The organism is Pseudomonas sp. Seg1 (assembly GCF_018326005.1).
GTDB lineage: Bacteria > Pseudomonadota > Gammaproteobacteria > Pseudomonadales > Pseudomonadaceae > Aquipseudomonas.
In genome coordinates, this window is the sequence record NZ_AP021903.1 from 1,685,567 (window position 1) to 1,703,677 (window position 18,111).

At 60.0% G+C, this 18,111-nt stretch carries 14 protein-coding genes; 8 read left to right on the forward strand and 6 right to left on the reverse strand.

What is annotated here, in order from left to right:
- Window positions 1-127 precede the first annotated feature (127 nt).
- The 5 genes from aceK (at window position 128) to KI231_RS07540 (ending at window position 8,426) form a co-directional block, all read left to right on the forward strand.
- Window positions 128-1,849: a bifunctional isocitrate dehydrogenase kinase/phosphatase gene (gene aceK, locus KI231_RS07520; protein WP_103306163.1), complete on the forward strand. Its 1,722-nt coding sequence runs from the start codon at window positions 128-130 to the stop codon at window positions 1,847-1,849.
- 231 nt (window positions 1,850-2,080) lie between these two features.
- Window positions 2,081-5,992, forward strand: a complete 3,912-nt coding sequence (hrpA, locus tag KI231_RS07525) for an ATP-dependent RNA helicase HrpA (RefSeq protein ID WP_213027867.1) — start codon at window positions 2,081-2,083, stop codon at window positions 5,990-5,992.
- 320 nt (window positions 5,993-6,312) lie between these two features.
- Entirely contained in the window at window positions 6,313-7,434 is a 1,122-nt protein-coding gene (locus KI231_RS07530) for a beta-ketoacyl-ACP synthase III (protein WP_213027868.1), read from the forward strand.
- 147 nt (window positions 7,435-7,581) lie between these two features.
- Window positions 7,582-8,193 (forward strand): RNA polymerase sigma factor, encoded by a 612-nt coding sequence (locus KI231_RS07535; RefSeq protein WP_103306166.1) that lies wholly within the window; start codon window positions 7,582-7,584, stop codon window positions 8,191-8,193.
- The gene (locus KI231_RS07540; protein ID WP_213027869.1) at window positions 8,187-8,426 is read left to right on the forward strand and encodes an anti-sigma factor family protein; all 240 of its coding nucleotides are present in this window, start codon (window positions 8,187-8,189) and stop codon (window positions 8,424-8,426) included. Before KI231_RS07535 ends, KI231_RS07540 begins: the two co-directional genes overlap by 7 nt.
- A gap of 96 nt (window positions 8,427-8,522) precedes the next feature.
- On the opposite strand, the gene KI231_RS07545 is transcribed toward KI231_RS07540, so the two are convergent.
- Window positions 8,523-9,845: a putative porin gene (locus KI231_RS07545; RefSeq protein WP_213027870.1), complete on the reverse strand. Its 1,323-nt coding sequence runs from the start codon at window positions 9,843-9,845 to the stop codon at window positions 8,523-8,525.
- Window positions 9,846-10,126: 281 nt separating this feature from the next.
- Here KI231_RS07545 and KI231_RS07550 point away from each other — a divergent pair, with 281 nt between their 5' ends.
- Window positions 10,127-11,251, forward strand: coding sequence for a GNAT family N-acetyltransferase (locus tag KI231_RS07550; RefSeq protein WP_213027871.1), 1,125 nt, complete (start codon window positions 10,127-10,129; stop codon window positions 11,249-11,251).
- A 111-nt stretch (window positions 11,252-11,362) separates the two neighbouring features.
- Here KI231_RS07550 and aqpZ read toward each other — a convergent pair whose 3' ends face one another.
- From aqpZ to KI231_RS07575, 5 genes are all read right to left on the reverse strand, one after another.
- The gene (gene aqpZ / locus KI231_RS07555; RefSeq protein WP_103306170.1) at window positions 11,363-12,058 is read right to left on the reverse strand and encodes an aquaporin Z; all 696 of its coding nucleotides are present in this window, start codon (window positions 12,056-12,058) and stop codon (window positions 11,363-11,365) included.
- 314 nt (window positions 12,059-12,372) lie between these two features.
- Entirely contained in the window at window positions 12,373-14,205 is a 1,833-nt protein-coding gene (locus tag KI231_RS07560; protein WP_213027872.1) for an ABC transporter ATP-binding protein, read from the reverse strand.
- Window positions 14,206-14,293: 88 nt separating this feature from the next.
- Window positions 14,294-14,857, reverse strand: coding sequence for a peptidylprolyl isomerase (locus tag KI231_RS07565; RefSeq protein ID WP_103306172.1), 564 nt, complete (start codon window positions 14,855-14,857; stop codon window positions 14,294-14,296).
- 3 nt (window positions 14,858-14,860) lie between these two features.
- Entirely contained in the window at window positions 14,861-15,664 is an 804-nt protein-coding gene (locus tag KI231_RS07570) for an alpha/beta fold hydrolase (RefSeq protein ID WP_103306173.1), read from the reverse strand.
- A 14-nt stretch (window positions 15,665-15,678) separates the two neighbouring features.
- Window positions 15,679-16,602, reverse strand: coding sequence for a PA3225 family LysR-type transcriptional regulator (locus tag KI231_RS07575; RefSeq protein WP_213027873.1), 924 nt, complete (start codon window positions 16,600-16,602; stop codon window positions 15,679-15,681).
- Window positions 16,603-16,651: 49 nt separating this feature from the next.
- Between KI231_RS07575 and KI231_RS07580 the strand changes: the two genes are divergently transcribed.
- The gene (locus KI231_RS07580) at window positions 16,652-16,966 is read left to right on the forward strand and encodes a 3-phosphoglycerate kinase (RefSeq protein WP_103306175.1); all 315 of its coding nucleotides are present in this window, start codon (window positions 16,652-16,654) and stop codon (window positions 16,964-16,966) included.
- Window positions 16,967-17,208: 242 nt separating this feature from the next.
- Complete coding sequence (locus KI231_RS07585) at window positions 17,209-17,808, forward strand: FMN-dependent NADH-azoreductase (RefSeq protein ID WP_213027874.1); 600 nt, start codon at window positions 17,209-17,211, stop codon at window positions 17,806-17,808.
- The last annotated feature ends 303 nt before the right edge of the window (window positions 17,809-18,111 follow it).

Sequence of the window (18,111 nt, forward strand, 5' to 3'; positions counted from 1 at the left end):
ACCACTGCCCGGCGAAAAAACGCACTGACGTACGCCTGTGCTTCAGTTTTGGCAGAAATTGCACTTCTCCTCAGGTCTGTTCCGTGGCTAAGCTCAAGCCTTCCGAATGCACGTTGAGGTCTTATCTATGCCGCAGCCATGGCCCGCCACCGACATCGCCCGCATGATCCTCGATGGCTTTGACGACTACCGCGAGCATTTCCGCCGGATCACCGACGGTGCCCGGGAGCGTTTCGAGCAGGCGCGCTGGCAGGAGACACAAACCGCATCGGCGGCGCGGATCAACCTCTACGAAGAAAAGGTCAGCGAAACCATCGCCCGCCTGCGCGAGTATTTCGATGACGAAGCGCTGATGAATGTCAGTTGCTGGCCGCTGGTGAAAAGCGCCTACATCAGCGTCATCGACCTGCGTTTCGACGATGAGCTGTCCGAGACCTGGTACAACTCGATTTTCTGCGGGCTGTTCAGCCATGACCTGATCAGCGACGGCTGCATGTTCATCCACACCACGCGCCCGAGCCTGCGGCGTGCCCGGGCCGCGCAAACCCGCACCTACAAACCCCAGGGCCAGTTGTCGGGGATGCTCGCGAGCATTTTTGCCGACTACCGCTTCAGTGAGGATTACGCCGACCTGCCGGGCGACCTGCGCCGCCTCGAAGCGCAACTGCGCGAGAACCTGCCGGATTGGGTGTGCAAGGACCCGGAACTGAGCGTCGAGCTGTTTTCCTCGGTGCTGTACCGCAACAAAGGCGCGTATCTGGTCGGGCGCATCTATACCCGCGACGAGCAGTGGCCGCTGGTGATTCCGCTGCTGCACCGCGAGGGACGCGGGATTCAGATCGACGCGCTGATCACCGACGAAGCCGATGTGTCGATCATCTTCTCCTTCACTCGTTCGTATTTCATGGTCGATGTGCCGGTGCCGGCGGAGTTCATCGGTTTCCTGCGGCGCATCCTGCCGGGCAAGCACATCGCCGAGCTGTACACCTCGATCGGCTTCTACAAACACGGCAAGTCCGAGTTCTATCGGGCGCTGATCAACCACCTGGCCAACACCGACGACCAATTCATCATGGCTCCCGGTGTGCGCGGCATGGTCATGAGTGTGTTCACCCTGCCGGGCTTCAACACCGTGTTCAAGATCATCAAGGACCGTTTTTCGCCGTCAAAAAACGTCGACCGCGCCACGGTGATCGAGAAGTACCGACTAGTGAAGAGTGTCGACCGGGTAGGGCGCATGGCCGATACCCAGGAGTTTGCCGATTTCCGTTTTCCGCTGAGCAAGTTCGATCCGGCGTGCCTTGAGGAATTGCTTGAAGTCGCACCGTCCACGGTCTCGGTGGAGGGCGATACCGTGCTGATTCGCCACTGCTGGACTGAGCGGCGGATGACGCCGCTCAACCTGTATCTGGAAAACGCCAACGAAGCGCAAGTGCGTGAGGCGCTGGAAGACTACGGTTTGGCGATCAAGCAACTGGCGGCGGCGAACATCTTTCCCGGCGACATGCTGCTGAAGAACTTCGGCGTCACGCGGCACGGGCGTGTGGTGTTTTATGACTACGACGAGATCTGCTTTCTGACCGAGGCCAACTTTCGCCACATTCCGGCACCGCGTACGCCGGAAGACGAAATGGCCTCGGAGCCGTGGTATTCGATCGGGCCGCTGGATGTGTTCCCTGAGGAGTTTCCGCCGTTTCTGTTTGCCGATTCGGGGCAGCGCAAGTTGTTCGATCAGCTGCATGGGGAGTTGTATAACGCCGATTACTGGAAGGGGTTGCAGGAGGCGATTCGGGCGGGAAAGGTTATCGACGTCTTTCCGTATCGGCGCAAGGGCCTGGATAACGAATAACTCACCCTGAACACATTGTGGCGAGGGGATTTATCCCCGATGGGGTGCGAAGCCCCCCAAAACCATTCAACTCAGACGCCCCAGATCGACTTTGATATCCAGTCGGCGACTGCTGCGCAGCCGATCGGGGATAAATCCCCTCGCCACAAGAGCACCTCGCAGTCGTGTTCAGTGCCGCAAATCTGCGACAATCCGCCCCCTGCACAAATAGACGACCGAATTGCGTACCCGATGACCGACGAATCGCCCTCCATCGACAAACTGCTGAAGAACCTCGATCACGCCATGCTCGCCGACCGCCACCGGCTGCGGCGGCAGTTGCTTGAGCTGCGCAAGAAACCTGACGAAGCCAAGCTGGCCCAGTGGGTGACGCGCATGCAGGCGTCATGTGATCAAGTGCTGGCGCGCCGCGCCAGCCTGCCGGTGATTCGTTACGACGACAGCCTGCCGATTGCCGCCAAGCGCGACGAAATCAAAAAAGCGCTGGAACAGCACCAAGTGCTGATCATCGCTGGCGAAACCGGCTCGGGCAAAACCACCCAGTTGCCGAAAATCTGTCTGGAAATCGGTCGCGGCCAGCATGGCCTGATCGGTCATACCCAGCCACGGCGGATCGCTGCCCGCAGTGTCGCCAGCCGCGTTGCCGAAGAACTCGCCACGCCGCTCGGGGCGCTGGTCGGCTATCAGGTGCGTTTCGAGGATCAGAGCGATTCCAACACCCTGATCAAACTGATGACCGACGGCATTTTGCTCGCGGAAACCCAGAATGACCGGTATCTGGAACGCTACGACACGATCATCGTCGACGAAGCCCACGAACGCAGCCTGAACATCGACTTCCTCCTCGGTTACCTGAAAACCCTGCTGCCGCGTCGTCCGGACCTGAAAGTCATCATCACCTCGGCGACCATCGATCTGGAGCGCTTCTCCAAGCACTTCGACGATGCGCCGATTGTCGAAGTCTCCGGCCGCACCTTCCCGGTGGACACCTGGTATCGCCCGCTGACCCTTGAGCAGGACGAAGAGGGCAACCGCGTCGAAGACGACCTGACCGTGGATCAGGCGATCCTCGCCACCCTCGATGAAATCGCCGCTTATGAGCGCAGCGAACGCCGCAGCCCTGGCGATGTGCTGGTGTTCCTGCCCGGTGAGCGCGAGATCCGCGATGCAGCGGACATGCTGCGTAAAGCCCAGCTCAAACACACTGAAATTCTGCCGCTGTACGCACGCCTGTCGCCGGCCGAACAGCAGCGGATTTTCCAGTCGCACCCGGGCCGTCGTGTGGTGTTGGCGACCAACGTTGCTGAAACCTCGTTGACCGTGCCGGGCATCCGCTACGTGATCGACAGCGGCACTGCGCGCATCAGCCGTTACAGCTATCGCGCCAAAGTGCAGCGTTTGCCGATCGAAGCAATTTCCCAGGCCAGCGCCAACCAGCGTAAGGGTCGTTGCGGTCGGGTTGAGCCGGGCATCTGCATACGTTTGTACAGCGAAGAAGATTTCCTCGGCCGTCCGGAATTTACCGATCCGGAAATTCTGCGTACCAACCTTGCAGCCGTGATCTTGCAGATGCTCCATCTGCGCCTCGGCGAAATCACCGCGTTCCCGTTTATCGAGCCGCCGGACGGCAAGGCGATCAGCGACGGTTTTAACCTGCTGCAAGAACTCTCGGCGGTGGATCGCAACAGTCAGCTGACGCCATTGGGCCGCCAACTGGCGCGTCTGCCAGTGGACCCGCGCATGGGCCGCATGCTGCTCGAAGCGGCGAAGCTCGGCAGCCTGCAGGAAGTGCTGATCGTCGCCAGTGCCATGTCGATTCAGGATCCGCGCGAGCGTCCGCCGGAGCGTCAGCAAGCTGCCGACCAGGCCCACGCGCAATGGAAAGACACTGATTCCGACTTCGCCGGACTGGTCAATTTGTGGCGCGGTTTTGAAGAACAGCGCCAGGCCCTGACCGCGAGCCCGCTGCGCAACTGGTGCCGGAAGAACTTCCTCAATTACCTGCGTCTGCGCGAGTGGCGCGATTCCCACCGCCAGTTGAGCCTGATCTGCCGCGACATGCAGTTGAGCCTCAACAAAGAGCCGGCCGATTACCCGAAATTGCACAAAGCGGTGCTGGTCGGTTTGCTCAGCCAGATCGGCCAGAAAACCGAAGACGGCGATTACCTCGGCGCCCGTCAGCGGCGCTTCTGGATTCACCCGTCGTCGGGCATTGGCAAGAAACGCCCGCAATGGCTGATGACCGCCGAGCTGGTGGAAACCACCAAGCTTTATGCGCGCATGGTCGCCAAGATCGACGCCGACTGGATCGAGCCGTTGGCCGGTCACCTGATCAAGAAAAACCACTTCGAACCGCACTGGGAGAAGAAGCGCGGTCAGGTCGTGGCATTCGAGCAGATCACTCTGTTCGGGCTGATCGTGGTCGGCCGTCGGCCGGTGCATTACGGCCCGGTCGATCCGGTGGTGTCGCGTGAACTGTTCATCCGTGAAGGTCTGGTGCGTGGCGAGATTCAGTCGAAAGCCAAGTGCCTGAGCGCCAACCAGCGATTGCTGGAGCAGCTCGACGAACTGGAAGCCAAGGCTCGTCGCCGCGATATTCTTGCCGACGAAGAAACCCTCTACGCGTTCTACGATGCGCGGCTGCCGGCAGAGATTCATCAGACGGCGACGTTCGACAGTTGGTATCGCATCAACAGCCAGAAAGATCCGCAGCTGTTGATCATGCGCGAAGAAGACGTGCTGGCACGCGAGGCCAGTGAAGTTACCGCGCGGGATTACCCGGACACGCTGCACATTGGCGATCTGGAACTGGCGCTGACCTATCACTTCGAACCCAACCACCCGCGTGACGGCGTAACCCTGCGCGTGCCGGCGCCGCTGCTGCCGATGCTGCCGCCGGAGCGTCTGGAATGGCTGGTGCCGGGAATGATCGAGGCCAAGTGCATCGCGCTGGTGCGCAACCTGCCGAAGGCGCTGCGCAAGAACTTCGTGCCGGTGCCGGACTTCATCAAGGCTGCGCTGCAACGCATGACCTTTGCCGACGGTTCATTGCCGCAGGCGCTCGGGCGTGAGCTGCTGCGCATGACCGGTGCGCGGGTCAGCGATGAGGCGTGGGCCGAAGCTGAGCAAGGCGTCGAAGGGCATCTGCGGATGAACCTGGAAATCGTCGATGGCCAAGGCAAATTCCTCGGCGAAGGACGTGATCTCGCTGAGCTGACCGCGCGTTTTGCCGAAGCCAGTCAGGCGGCGTTGGCAGTGCCGCAGAGTGCGAAAAGTCAGCAACCGGTGGAAGCCAAAGTCTTTGCGCCAGTGGCGGAAAAGACTCAACAGAAGATCGCCGGGCTGTCGATGACGGTCTATCCGGCGCTGGTGGAAGAGGGCGGCACGGTCAAGGAAGGGCGGTTCTCGACCCCGGCCGAAGCCGAGTTCCAGCATCGTCGTGCGTTGCAGCGTCTGTTGATGCAACAACTGGCCGAGCCGGCCAAGTTCCTGCGTGGCAAATTGCCGGGGCAGACTGAACTGGGCTTGCTCTATCGCGAGTTGGGCCGGGTCGATGCACTGGTCGAAGACATTCTGCTGGCCAGCCTCGACAGCTGCATTCTGGAGGGTGAAGACCCGTTGCCGCGAGATGGCGCCGGGTTGGCGGCACTGGCCGAACGCAAACGCGGCAGTTGGACCGAGCACGCCGAGCGAGTGGCGCGATTGACCCTGGACATCCTGAAGATCTGGCACGGTCTGCAAAAACGCTTCAAAGGCAAGATCGATCTGGCGCAAGCCGTGGCGTTGAACGACATCAAGCAGCAGATCAGCCATCTGGTTTATCCGGGGTTTGTCCGGGAAACGCCGATGCAGTGGCTTAAAGAGCTGCCGCGTTACCTGAAGGCAGTCGAGCAGCGTTTCGAAAAACTCGGCGCGCAGGTACAGAAGGATCGCGTCTGGAGTGGCGAACTCGCCGGGCTCTGGGCGCAATACCAGGCTCGCGCGGCCAAGCATGCCCAGGAAGGCAAACGCGATCCGCAGCTTGAGCTGTATCGCTGGTGGCTGGAGGAATACCGGGTTTCGCTGTTCGCCCAGCAGTTGGGCACGAAAGTACCGATCTCCGACAAACGCCTGAACAAGCAGTGGACCCAGGTCGAACCGTGAAGCTGATCGTTCCCACGCTCTGCGTGAGAACGCCTCTGGGGACGCTCCGCGTCCAGTGACGCGGAGCGTCACGGGCTGCATTCCCACGCAGGAGCGTGGGAACGATCATCCGTGTTGATTTTGAGAAAGGCGCCAAAAGCCAACGTTTATGGCAAACTTCGCGACCATAAACGCCGGTTTCGCGACCCAGAGCCTTTGGCGCGGTCACGGAGCGGAATAAAGCGATGCCAGGTTTGCGTCCCCCCTGATGGGAATAGACCCTTTGTGTGTTGGTACGACGGTTCCAGCACTTTCTGCCTGAACAGATTAGAGAAACGACCATGCATAACGTCGTCATCAGCGGCACCGGCCTGTACACCCCGGCCAACAGCATCTCCAACGAAGAGCTGGTGCAGTCTTTCAATACCTACGTCGCGCAGTTCAACGCGGACAACGCCGACGCCATCGCCAGCGGCGAAATCCAGGCTCTGACCGAATCCAGCGCCGCGTTCATCGAAAAAGCCTCGGGCATCAAGAGCCGCTTTGTCATGGACAAGGACGGCATCCTTGACCCGCAGCGCATGGCCCCGCGTCTGCCGGAGCGCTCCAACGATGAATGGTCGGTACTCTGCCAAATGGCCATCGGCGCTGCCGAACAAGCCTTGCAGCGCGCCGGCAAAACCGCCGCTGACATCGACGGCGTCATTGTGGCCTGCTCCAACCTGCAGCGCGCCTACCCGGCCATCGCCATCGAAGTCCAGGAAGCGCTGGGCATTCAAGGCTTCGGTTTCGACATGAACGTCGCCTGCTCGTCGGCCACTTTCGGTATCCAGCAAGCCGCCAACACCGTGCAACTGGGCCAGGCCCGGGCAATCCTGATGGTCAACCCGGAAGTCTGCACCGGTCACCTGAACTTCCGTGACCGCGACAGCCATTTCATCTTCGGCGACGCCGCGACTGCGGTGATCATCGAGCGCGCAGACACCGCGACCTCCAAACACCAGTTCGATGTGGTCAGCACCAAACTGCTGACCAAGTTCTCCAACAACATCCGCAACAATTTCGGTTTCCTCAACCGCGCGGCGGAAGAGGGCATCGGCGCCCGCGACAAGCTGTTCGTGCAGGAAGGTCGCAAGGTGTTCAAGGATGTCTGCCCGATGGTCGCCGAACTGATCGCTGCACATCTGGAGGAGAACAAGCTCAACGTCGGCGACGTCAAGCGCTTCTGGCTGCACCAGGCCAACCTGAGCATGAACCACCTGATCGTGCGCAAACTGCTCGGCCGCGAGGCTACCGAAGAAGAAGCACCGGTGATCCTCGACACCTACGCCAACACCAGCTCCGCAGGTTCTGTGATTGCTTTCCACAAGTATCAGGATGATCTGGCGAGCGGTTCGCTGGCGGTGCTGAGTTCGTTCGGTGCGGGTTACTCGATCGGCAGTGTGATTCTGCGCAAGCGTTGAAAAGCGGTTTAATTTCCGCTTAATCGCGCTGATCTTTCCTACATCCGAATCGGCTGCAACGCTGTAGTTTTCGGAAATCGCGGCAGGAGACGCTTTTGGCGAATCCTGCCGCAGTCATTTTCGACGTCGGAACAAGGAGATTGATGGATGGCGGCTGACGACACCCTACTGCTCGCACGTTTGCTGGCAGGCGAGCAAAAGGCCTTCAAGGAACTGGTCACGACGTATCAGAGCGCGATGCGCGCTGTCGCGTATGCGATTGTTGGCCAGCGTCACGTCGAAGAAGTGGTGCAGGATGCCTGGCTGTCGGTGGTTCGCCATATCGGCAGCTTCGAGGGCCGCTCCAGTCTCAAGACCTGGTTGCTGACCATCACCGCCAACTCGGCCAAGAGTCGTTACAAACTCAATCGCCGCGAAGTGCTGATGGATGACCTGCCGTCACCCCACGGCACCATTGACGACGACCGTTTCTCGCCCGGCGACGGCCATTGGCTGGTCGCACCATTTGCCTGGCACCAGGACACCCCCGAAGCGCTGCTGACCGAAGGCGAACTGCGCGAATGCCTGGAGCACACGCTGTTGAGCCTGTCGGAACTGCAAAGCAGTGTGTTGCTGCTGCGCGAACGTCAGGGTCTGGAGCTGGAAGAGATCTGTAATCTTCTGGAGATCTCGCTCTCCAATGTCCGCGTGCTGCTGCATCGGGCACGTTTGAAGGTCTTTGCGACCGTGGAGCATTTTGAGGAGACAGGAGAATGTTGACCTGCAAGGAGCAAGTGGCGCGTTCCAGCGATTATCTCGATGGCGAACTGAGTTTTCGGGAAAACCTGATGGTGCGCCATCACCTGATGTTTTGCCCGAACTGCCGGCGTTTCATTCGTCAGATGCGTTTGATGCAAGCCACGCTGAAGGCGATGCCGGAAAAAGCGCAAGAGGGTGTGGATGCCTTGGCTCAGCGCCTGGCTGAACAGCGCCGAAAAGACAAGCCCCTGTAGGAGGGCTTTTGCATACTGCAAAAATAGCCCGGCGTGGGTGAAACGAACGGATGATGGGGATCGCCCCACCCGCGCCAGACTACAGGGTGACGCGTTTTAGAACTTGGCTTCCGCATCCAGCTGCAGGGTGTTGGCGTCTGCGTCACGCTGGGTACGGCTGGCGAAGTCAGCCTTGGTCAGGAAGTAGGTAGCGCCGATGGCGAAGTTCTTGTCGATGTCGTAACCGACCTTGAACTTGTGACCGCGCGAACCAGTGGTGCCGTTGGCGAAGTCGGAGTCGGTGAAGGCGCCGACCACGGCGTTGCGCTGCACGTCACGATAGTTGTAATCGAGGTTCAGGCCGAAGACTTTCGACTTGGCACCCAACAGCCACGCGGTGTCTTGATCGGTCACCGCATCGTTGTTCTTCACGTATTGGCCGTAGAAAGACAATGGCATCGGCAAACCACCGATGTCGACCTGGCTGAACCCTTCATACAGACGGAATTCGTTGTTGGCCGAGTTGCCGTTGACCGCCAGGGCGCACGGCGTGGAAGTGCCGGTGCAACGGCTGTCTTCATCATTCTGGTAGGCGTAGATGCTGCCGCCCAAAGTCACTTTCAGGTTGTCGGTGATGCTGAAGCGGCTACCCAACTGACCGGAAGTCAGACGCAGGTCGTGACGGAATTGCACGCCATCGCCATCGACGTTGTCCTTGAGGTTGTAGTTACCCAGGCTGCCGAACAGTTCGGCGCTGCTGCCCAGCGGGTATTTGTAGGTAACGGCCAGACCTTCCGGGTTGATGTCGCTGTCCCAGATCACGTCGCCCATGCTGACCCACGGTTGCAGCATCTTGCCGCCGATGATGTGCAGGTTCTTGATCTGATCAGGGTGGTAGTCGATGTAACCGAGGTCGAGCCAGATCTGCTTCTTGTCGAAGTAGTTGTCCTGGTCCTGGTTGGTCGAACGGGCATCATCGCCGCCGCCGGTGGCGATACGGATGCCGGTGTCGACTTGCGGGTTGATCTCGGTGTAGGCACCGAGGCGGGCACGGATACGCTGACGGTCCTTGTCGCGGCCACCGTTGTTCGGTTCGCCGTCGATCTTGATGGTTTCCTGACGGAAACGCACATCGCCCTTGAACTGGGTCTTGGCGGCCCAGGCCAGTTTCTGGTCGAAGGCACTTTGTTCATTGGTCTTCTTCGCGACAGCCGCGACTTGTTCGTTGGTCTCTTGCTGCGCCTGCTGCGCGATTTGCTGAGCCTTCTGATCCTTGGCCAGTTCAGTTTGCAGTTCAATGTACTGCGCCTGGGAAATCGAACCGTTAGCCTTGAGCATGTCGAGCAGTTTGGCGTCGACTGCAGCACTGGCCGGAACACTCATGGCCAGCAACAGGCCACCGCACAGGGCCGCCGCAGTTTTCGTGGAAGCAAGACGCATAGCAATCTCCGAAGATGAGAGGGATGGCTGAACCATCCTGGGCACAACCGACGGTTGAAGGTCGGAAAACAGTGTCCGGGTAGAACCCGGCGCTCTAAAAACAGGCGCCAGTATCGCGATGGTTTATGACAGAGCAGTGGCACGGTGATGGCAGGTTGATGACGATGCGCATTTGTCGTGAACTATTGATCTAGAGCGCTGTCGGCCGATTGCGGGTGTGCAATGCAACGCAATCGGCGATACTCGCCGGGCGCTGAAACCCAGTTGTGGAGAGCTTGTCGATGCCGTTGCAATGCCTGCAAAACCTGTCTGAAATCGCTCCGGCGATGTGGGACGCGCTGGTGCCCGACACTCAGCCATTTCTGCGTCACGCCTTTCTCAGCGCTCTGGAAGACAGCGGTAGCGTGGGCCCCCACACCGGTTGGCAGCCCGAGCATTTGCTGCACATCGAAGACGGGCGATTGATCGCGGCGTTGCCCAGTTATCGCAAATGGCATTCCTATGGCGAGTATGTGTTCGATCATGGCTGGGCCGATGCCTGCGCGCGTGCCGGAATCGATTACTACCCCAAGCTGTTGACGGCGGTGCCGTTCAGTCCGGTCAGCGGGCCGCGGCTGTTGGCCGCCAACGTCGAGGACGGTTTCGAGTTGCTCAAGAGCCTGCCGGGTTATCTGGAAATCGAAGGGCTCTCCAGCGCGCACATCAATTTCACCGATCCGTTTACCGATGCCGCAATGGCCGAGCAGCCGGGCTGGCTGCAGCGCATCGGCTGTCAGTACCACTGGCAAAATCGCGGATATCGCGACTTCCAGGATTTTCTCGACGTGCTCAGTTCGCGCAAGCGCAAGCAAATGCGCAAAGAGCGTGAGCAGGTGGCGGGGCAGGGCTTTGAATTTGAATGGCTTGAGGGGCGTGAACTGGACGAAGCGCAATGGGATTTCGTCTACGCCTGCTACGCCAACACCTACGCGGTGCGGCGACAAACGCCTTACCTGACCCGGGAGTTTTTCAGTTTGCTGGCCGAACGCATGCCCGAGGCGATCCGTGTGGTGCTGGCCAGACAGGGCTCACGGCCGGTCGCGATGGCCTTCAGTCTGGTGGGGGGCGACAGCTTCTACGGGCGTTACTGGGGTTGTCTCGCCGAGTTTGATCGACTGCACTTCGAGACCTGTTTTTATCAAGGCATGGACTACGCGATCGCCAACGGTTTTCAGCGTTTCGACGCCGGCGCTCAGGGCGAGCACAAGTTGATTCGCGGTTTTGAACCGGTGATCACCCATTCGTGGCACTACCTGCGCCATCCGGGTTTGAAAGCGGCGGTGAAGGATTTCCTGCACCAGGAACGCGCTGGCGTGCTGGCCTATGCCGAAGAGGCCAGAGCAGCCTTGCCCTACCGCCAAACATAGATCCTTGTAGGAGTGAGCCTGCTCGCGATGGCGGTCTTTCAGTCACCTCATCACTGTCAGGCGGACCGCTATCGCGAGCAGGCTCACTCCTACAAAGGGATTTCCGTGTCTTCAGGACTCCTCTTTACCCAACCAGCGATAGATCCCGCCACCGACTACCGCGCCAATCAGCGGCGCGACCCAGAACATCCACAACTGCGCGATCGCCCAGCCGCCGACAATCAGCGCCGGGCCGGTGCTGCGGGCCGGGTTGACCGAGGTGTTGGTCACAGGAATCGAGATCAGGTGAATGAGCGTCAGGGCCAGACCGATGGCAATCGGGGCCAGCCCCGCCGGAGCGCGTCTATCGGTGGCGCCGAGAATGATGATCACGAACATCGCGGTCATCACCAGTTCCGTGACGAAGCCTGCGGCCATCGAATACTTGCCGGGGGAGTGTTCGCCATAACCGTTGGAGGCCAGACCGGCGGCGATGTCGAAGCCTTCCTTGCCGCTGGCGATGTGCGCGATCAGCGCTGCCGCGAGAATCGCCCCGAGTACCTGGGCAATGATGTAAGCAGGCAGTTCTTTGGCCGGAAACCGACCGCCGACCACCAGCCCGACCGAGACCGCCGGGTTGAGGTGGCATCCGCTGATGTGGCCAATGGCGAACGCCATGGTCAGTACCGTCAGACCAAACGCCAGGGCGACCCCCAGCACCCCGATTCCCAAAGGTGATGAAGCGGCGATCACGGCGCTGCCGCAACCTCCCAATACCAACCAGAATGTACCCAGCAACTCAGTAACTGAACGTTTGAACAGAGACATGAGAGAGTCCTTGATAGACGTGCTATCGAGACCGCATCGAGTTGTGCATCCCTGCAGACTTACGACAGGCTCCGTGCTGGAGCCTTGGCTGAGTACAGCAGGGTTTGGATGGATTTCCAGCAGCCGATAAAAAACCGCCAGCGCCCGTGGTTGGCGGGCTGTGGCGGTTTTATCCAGTCGGGATTCGGCGAATCCCCTGTGATGATCGTTCCCACGCTCTGCGTGGTAACGCCTCAAGGGACGCTCTGCGTCCAGTGACGCGGAGCGTCACGGGCTGCATTCCCACGCGGAGCGGGGGAACGATCATGAGAAGATCAATCGATCCCGACAAACCCCCCGGTCTGGTGTGCCCACAGCCGCGCATACAGCCCACGGTGGGCCAGCAACTCGGCATGGGTGCCGCTTTCGGCAATCTTGCCGTTTTCCAGCACCACCAGCCGATCCATGCGCGCGATGGTCGAGAGGCGGTGGGCAATCGCGATCACGGTTTTGCCCTGCATCAGGGTTTCCAGGCTTTCCTGAATCGCCGCTTCGACCTCCGAGTCCAGTGCCGAGGTCGCTTCGTCCATGATCAGGATCGGCGCGTCCTTGAGCAGCACGCGGGCAATCGCGATGCGCTGACGCTGGCCGCCGGACAACTTCACTCCGCGTTCGCCAACGTGCGCATCGAAACCGGTACGGCCTTCAGCGTCCGACAGCAATGGAATGAACTCATCGGCACGGGCCTTGTGCACCGCGTCCCAAAGCTCTGCATCCGTTGCGTCGGGTTTGCCGTAGAGCAAATTGTCGCGGATCGAACGGTGCAACAGCGAAGTGTCCTGAGTGATCATGCCGATGCGCGCGCGCAGGCTCTCCTGGCCGACTTCGGCGATATTCTGCCCATCGATCACAATGCGCCCGCCTTCGACGTCGTACAGGCGCAACAGCAGGTTGACCAAGGTCGATTTGCCGGCGCCGGACGGCCCGATCAGGCCGATTTTTTCGCCCGGTTTGATGGTCAGGTTGAGGTCGCCGATGATGCCTTTCTTCTTGCCGTAGTGAAAATCCACGTGCTCGAAACGCACTTCGCCACGGGCCACATCCAGCGGTTTGGCCTGTTCGTGATCAGTGACGCTGACCGGTTGCGAGATGGTCCGCAGACCGTCCTGCACCATACCGATGTTCTCGAAAATGCCGGTGACCACCCACATGATCCAGCCGGACATGTTGACGATACGGATCACCAGGCCGGTGGCCAGGGCGATGGCGCCGACGCTGATCAGCGATTGCGTCCACAACCACAGCGCCAGCGCAGTGGTGCCGACGATCAACAAGCCGTTCATGGCGGTGATCGCCACGTCCATGCTGGTGACCACGCGGCCGGCCATTTGCGCCTTGACCGTTTGTTCTTCGATGGCTTCCTTGGCGTAGTGCTGTTCGAAATTGGTGTGGGCGAACAGCTTCAGCGTGGCGATGTTGGTGTAGCCATCGACGATCCGGCCCATCAGTTTCGAGCGCGCGTCAGAGGCTTCCACCGAGCGATCCTTCACCCGTGGCACGAAGTAATACAACGCGCCGATGTACGCGGCGATCCACGTCAGCAACGGGATTATCAGGCGCCAGTCGGCCTCGGCGAACAACACCAGCGAACTGATCGCGTAGATCACCACATGCCACAGCGCATCCACCGCTTGCACCGCCGAGTCACGCAGCGAGTTGCCGGTCTGCATGATGCGTTGGGCGATGCGTCCGGCGAAGTCGTTCTGGAAGAAATTCAGGCTCTGCTTGAGCACGTAACTGTGGTTCTGCCAGCGGATCATGCTGGTCATGCCCGGGCTCAGGGTCTGATGTACCAACAGGTCGTGCAGGCCAAAGAAGATCGGCCGCAGCACCAGCGCAACCACCAGCATCCACGTCAGTTCGAGGGCGTGGTCGCTGAAGAAATTCGGGTTCGGTGTGCCTTGGGCCAGGTCGATGATGCGGCTCAGGTAACTGAACAGCGCCACTTCGATCAGCGCGGCGAACAGGCCGACGACGAGCAGGGCGGCAAAACTTGGCCAGACCTGCTTCAGGTAATAGGTGTAGAAGGGGAGAACGCGGTCCGGCGGAGACGCCGTCGGGGCTTCACGAAAAATGTCGATCAGTTGTTCGAAACGGCGATAGAGCATCAGATAACCGCCCGGAGCACGGGCTCTCCTTTTATCGGTGTGAGCGGCGCGGGATCAGGCCAGCGCCGCTCGATACGCCCTGCAGAGCTTAGTCGATGACTTTGGCCGACTTGATGATCACAGGGTCGACTGGCACGTTTTGCATGCCGCTTTTGGTGGTGGTCTGCGAGTTGACGATGATGTCGACCACGTCCATGCCCTTGACCACTTTGGCGAACACCGCGTAACCGGCATCACGACCCGGATCGAGGAAAGCATTGTCAGCCACGTTGATGAAGAACTGGCTGGTGGCCGAGTCAGGGTTGGAGGTGCGCGCCATCGACAAGGTGCCGCGAACGTTATGCAGGCCGTTGCTGGCTTCGTTCTTGATCGGTGCCTTGGTGTCTTTCTGCTGCATCTGCGGGGTGAAACCGCCACCCTGAGCCATGAAACCCGGGATCACACGGTGGAAAATCGTGTTGGTGTAAAAGCCGCTGTTGACGTAATCGAGAAAGTTTTTGGTACTGATCGGCGCCTTGACCGGGTCCAGCTCGATTTCGATCTGGCCGTTGGTGGTGTCCAGCAGCACGTGTGGTGCCTTGGCTGGCGTGGCCGCCATCAGGTTGGCAGCGAACAGCACGGTACCGGCGGCGAGGGCGAGTTTTTTCAGCATGGGTCAGTGATCCTGAGATTGAATATCGGCTGCGGCGAGAAACTCCAGCAGCGTTTGATTGAAACGTTCGGGTTGATCGAGCGGGGTGGCGTGGCGTGAATCGGCGATCACCACCAGCCGCGCATCGGGCAGCAGTTTTACATAGGTTTCTTTCAGTGCCACCGGTGTGTAGTCACGGTCGGCGCTGACGATGAGGGTTGGACAGGTCACTCGGGAAAGTCGTTCCTGAACCCCCCAGCCCACAATCGCATCGAAGCTGGCGAGATAAGCACGTTTGTCGTTTTTTGCCCAGCGTTCGGCCATTTTCTGCCGCAGATCGGCCTGTTCGGGTTTCGGGAAAAGTTTGCCGCCGAGGGCTTTGCCGATGGTCGCCAGGCTCAGCACGCGCATCAGGCTCCAGCGCTTGAACCACTGCCAGTAGTCGTCGCGGCTGCGCAGTTTCACCTCAGGCGCACTGTTGACGATGGTCAGGCTTTTGAGCAGTTGCGGCTGATCGACGCCGAACTGGAAGCCGATCATGCCGCCCATCGACAGCCCGACGTAGTGCACCGGGCCGAGGTTCAAGTGCTCGATCAGCGCCAGCATGTCGGCGCTGAAACCAGCGATGCTGTAGCGCTCGCGGGGCTTGTCGGAGCGGCCGTGGCCGCGCACGTCAGGGACGATCACCCGGTAGTGGGCGGCCAGCGCCGGGATCTGCATTTCCCAGTCCAGCGTGCTTGAACCGAGCCCGTGAACCAGTAGCAACGGTGTGCCGTGGCCATATTCCTCGTAGTGCAGGTTGCAACCTTCATGCTCGAAATACGCCATCGGTGAACTCCGTGTCAGGCTTGTTCGGGGGCGGCGAACGGTGCGTCCAGCGGCAAAGTGTCGAAGGTACGCAGCAGTTCGATAAGGATTTGCGTGGCCGGGCCCAGCGGTTTGTCCTTGTTTGAATACAGGTAGAAACTCGGGTTGCGGCTGCCGCCCTGATCCAACGGTAGCAGCTTGAGCGTGCCTTCTTTCAATTCGCGTTCGATCATGTGTCGTGGCAGCCAGGCGAAACCCAGGCCACTGCTGACAAACGTCGCGGCGGTGGCGAGGCTGCCGACGGTCCAGCGCTGCTCGGCGCCGAGCCAGCCGACGTCCCGTGGTTGTTGGCGGCCGGAGTCGCGGATCACCACCTGCATTTGGGTTTCCAGGTCCTGGAAGCTCAGCTCGCGATTGAGCCGATGCAGGGCATGGTCGGGATGGGCCACGGCGATAAACTCGACGTCGCTCAATTCCGCGCCGAGGTAGCCGGGGATGCCCATGCCGGTGATGGCCAGATCGGCCACGCCTTCGAGCAGCACTTCCTCAACGCCGGACAATACTTCCTCGCGCAGACGCACGCGGCAGCCACGGCTCTGCGGCATGAACGCGGTCAACGCGCGGACGATGCGTGCGCTCGGGTAAGCCGCGTCGACCACCAGCCGCACTTCGGCCTCCCAGCCTTGTTCCATATGGTGGGCGAGGTCTTCCAGTTGGCTGGCCTGTTTCACCAGTTGCCGCGAGCGGCGCAGCAACACGCCGCCGGCTTCGGTGAGCACCGCTTTACGCCCGTCGATGCGCAGCAACGGCACGCCAAGCTGATCCTGCATGCGGGCGACGGTGTAGCTCACCGACGATTGCGAACGGTGCAGGGCCTCGGCGGCCTGCGCAAAGCCGCCGTGGTCGACCACGGCCTGCAATGTTCGCCATTGATCAAGGGTCACGCGGGGCGCTTTCATCAATAGCTCCTCTTGTCCTAAGCTGGCGGTCCCTCATGGAGACTGCCGAATGAAAAAATTCTGTTGTGTGTTGCTGGCGCTGCTGCCGCTGACGGCGTTTGCGTATCCGATCGATGTGCAGAAAAACCTCAACGGCATGAAGATCGATTACGAGTCCTTCGATACGGACAACGACATCGGCTCCATACGAGTGAGCAACTACGGTGATGTCGATGCGACCTGCAAAGCGGTGTTCAACAATGGCCCGGAGGCGCCGCGCACCCGCACCATCGATGTGCCTGCCGGCAAACATAAAAACGCCACGGCCAAGTTCACCCGAGAGATCATCAAGCTGCGCATCAACCTGACCTGCACCCCGAAATAACAGTCGATCTCTTGTAGGAGTGAGCCTGCTCGCGATAGCGGTGTGTCAGCTACATCGATATTGACTGATACACCGCTATCGTCGGAACGCCGCCCGGAGCCGGCTCACTCCTAAAGGTATGGTCAGCTTATAAACGAAATTATCGATGCTTTATAGCAATTATTTGCGCTTTTTCATCGATTCGACTCTGTTTAACCTTCACTCCATCGACCTACAACATTCTCGGATGGAGGCTACACAACATGTCCCGCGTTCTGATCATCGAAAGCAGCGCCCGCCAGCAAGACTCGGTATCCCGTCAACTGACCCAGACCTTCATCAGTCAGTGGAAAGCCGCGCACCCTGCCGATCAGATCACCGTACGTGACCTCGCCGTGAAGCCGGTGCCACACCTGGACATCAATTTGCTGGGCGGCTGGATGAAACCCGCCGAACAGCGCAACGCCAACGAACAATCCTCGCTCGACCGCTCCAACGAATTGACTGATGAATTGCTGGCCGCCGACGTACTGGTCATGGCCGCGCCGATGTACAACTTCGCGATCCCGAGCACCCTCAAGGCCTGGCTTGACCACGTATTGCGTGCCGGCGTGACCTTCAAGTACACCGAAACCGGTCCGCAAGGCTTGCTCAGCGGCAAACGTGCCTATGTGCTCACCGCACGGGGCGGCATCTACGCCGGTGGCCCGGCTGATCACCAGGAACCGTACCTGCGTCAGGTCATGGGTTTCATCGGCATCCACGACGTGACCTTCATTCACGCCGAAGGCATGAACCTTGGCGGCGACTTTCAGGAGAAAGGCTTGAATCAGGCCAACGCCAAGCTGTCCCAGGTCGCTTGATATGTTAATCGCCAGATAATCGCCGATTGTTTTAGTGACCTGGCGCAACCCCTTCAAGGCTCTACGCGCATCGAACCTCCCTTTGCACTTGTTGCTCCTGAGTGCTGTAGCCCGATTGAACGCCTTAGCGAGATCGGGCTTTTTTTTGTCCACGATTCAGTGAACGACGTAGAACCCCTGTAGGAGTGAGCCTGCTCGCGATGGCGGTCATTCAGACACATCAAATTGCCTGACACACCCTCATCGCGGGCAAGCTCGCTCCCACAGGGGATTTGTGTTGTTTGAGGGTTCGCGGTCTGGCGC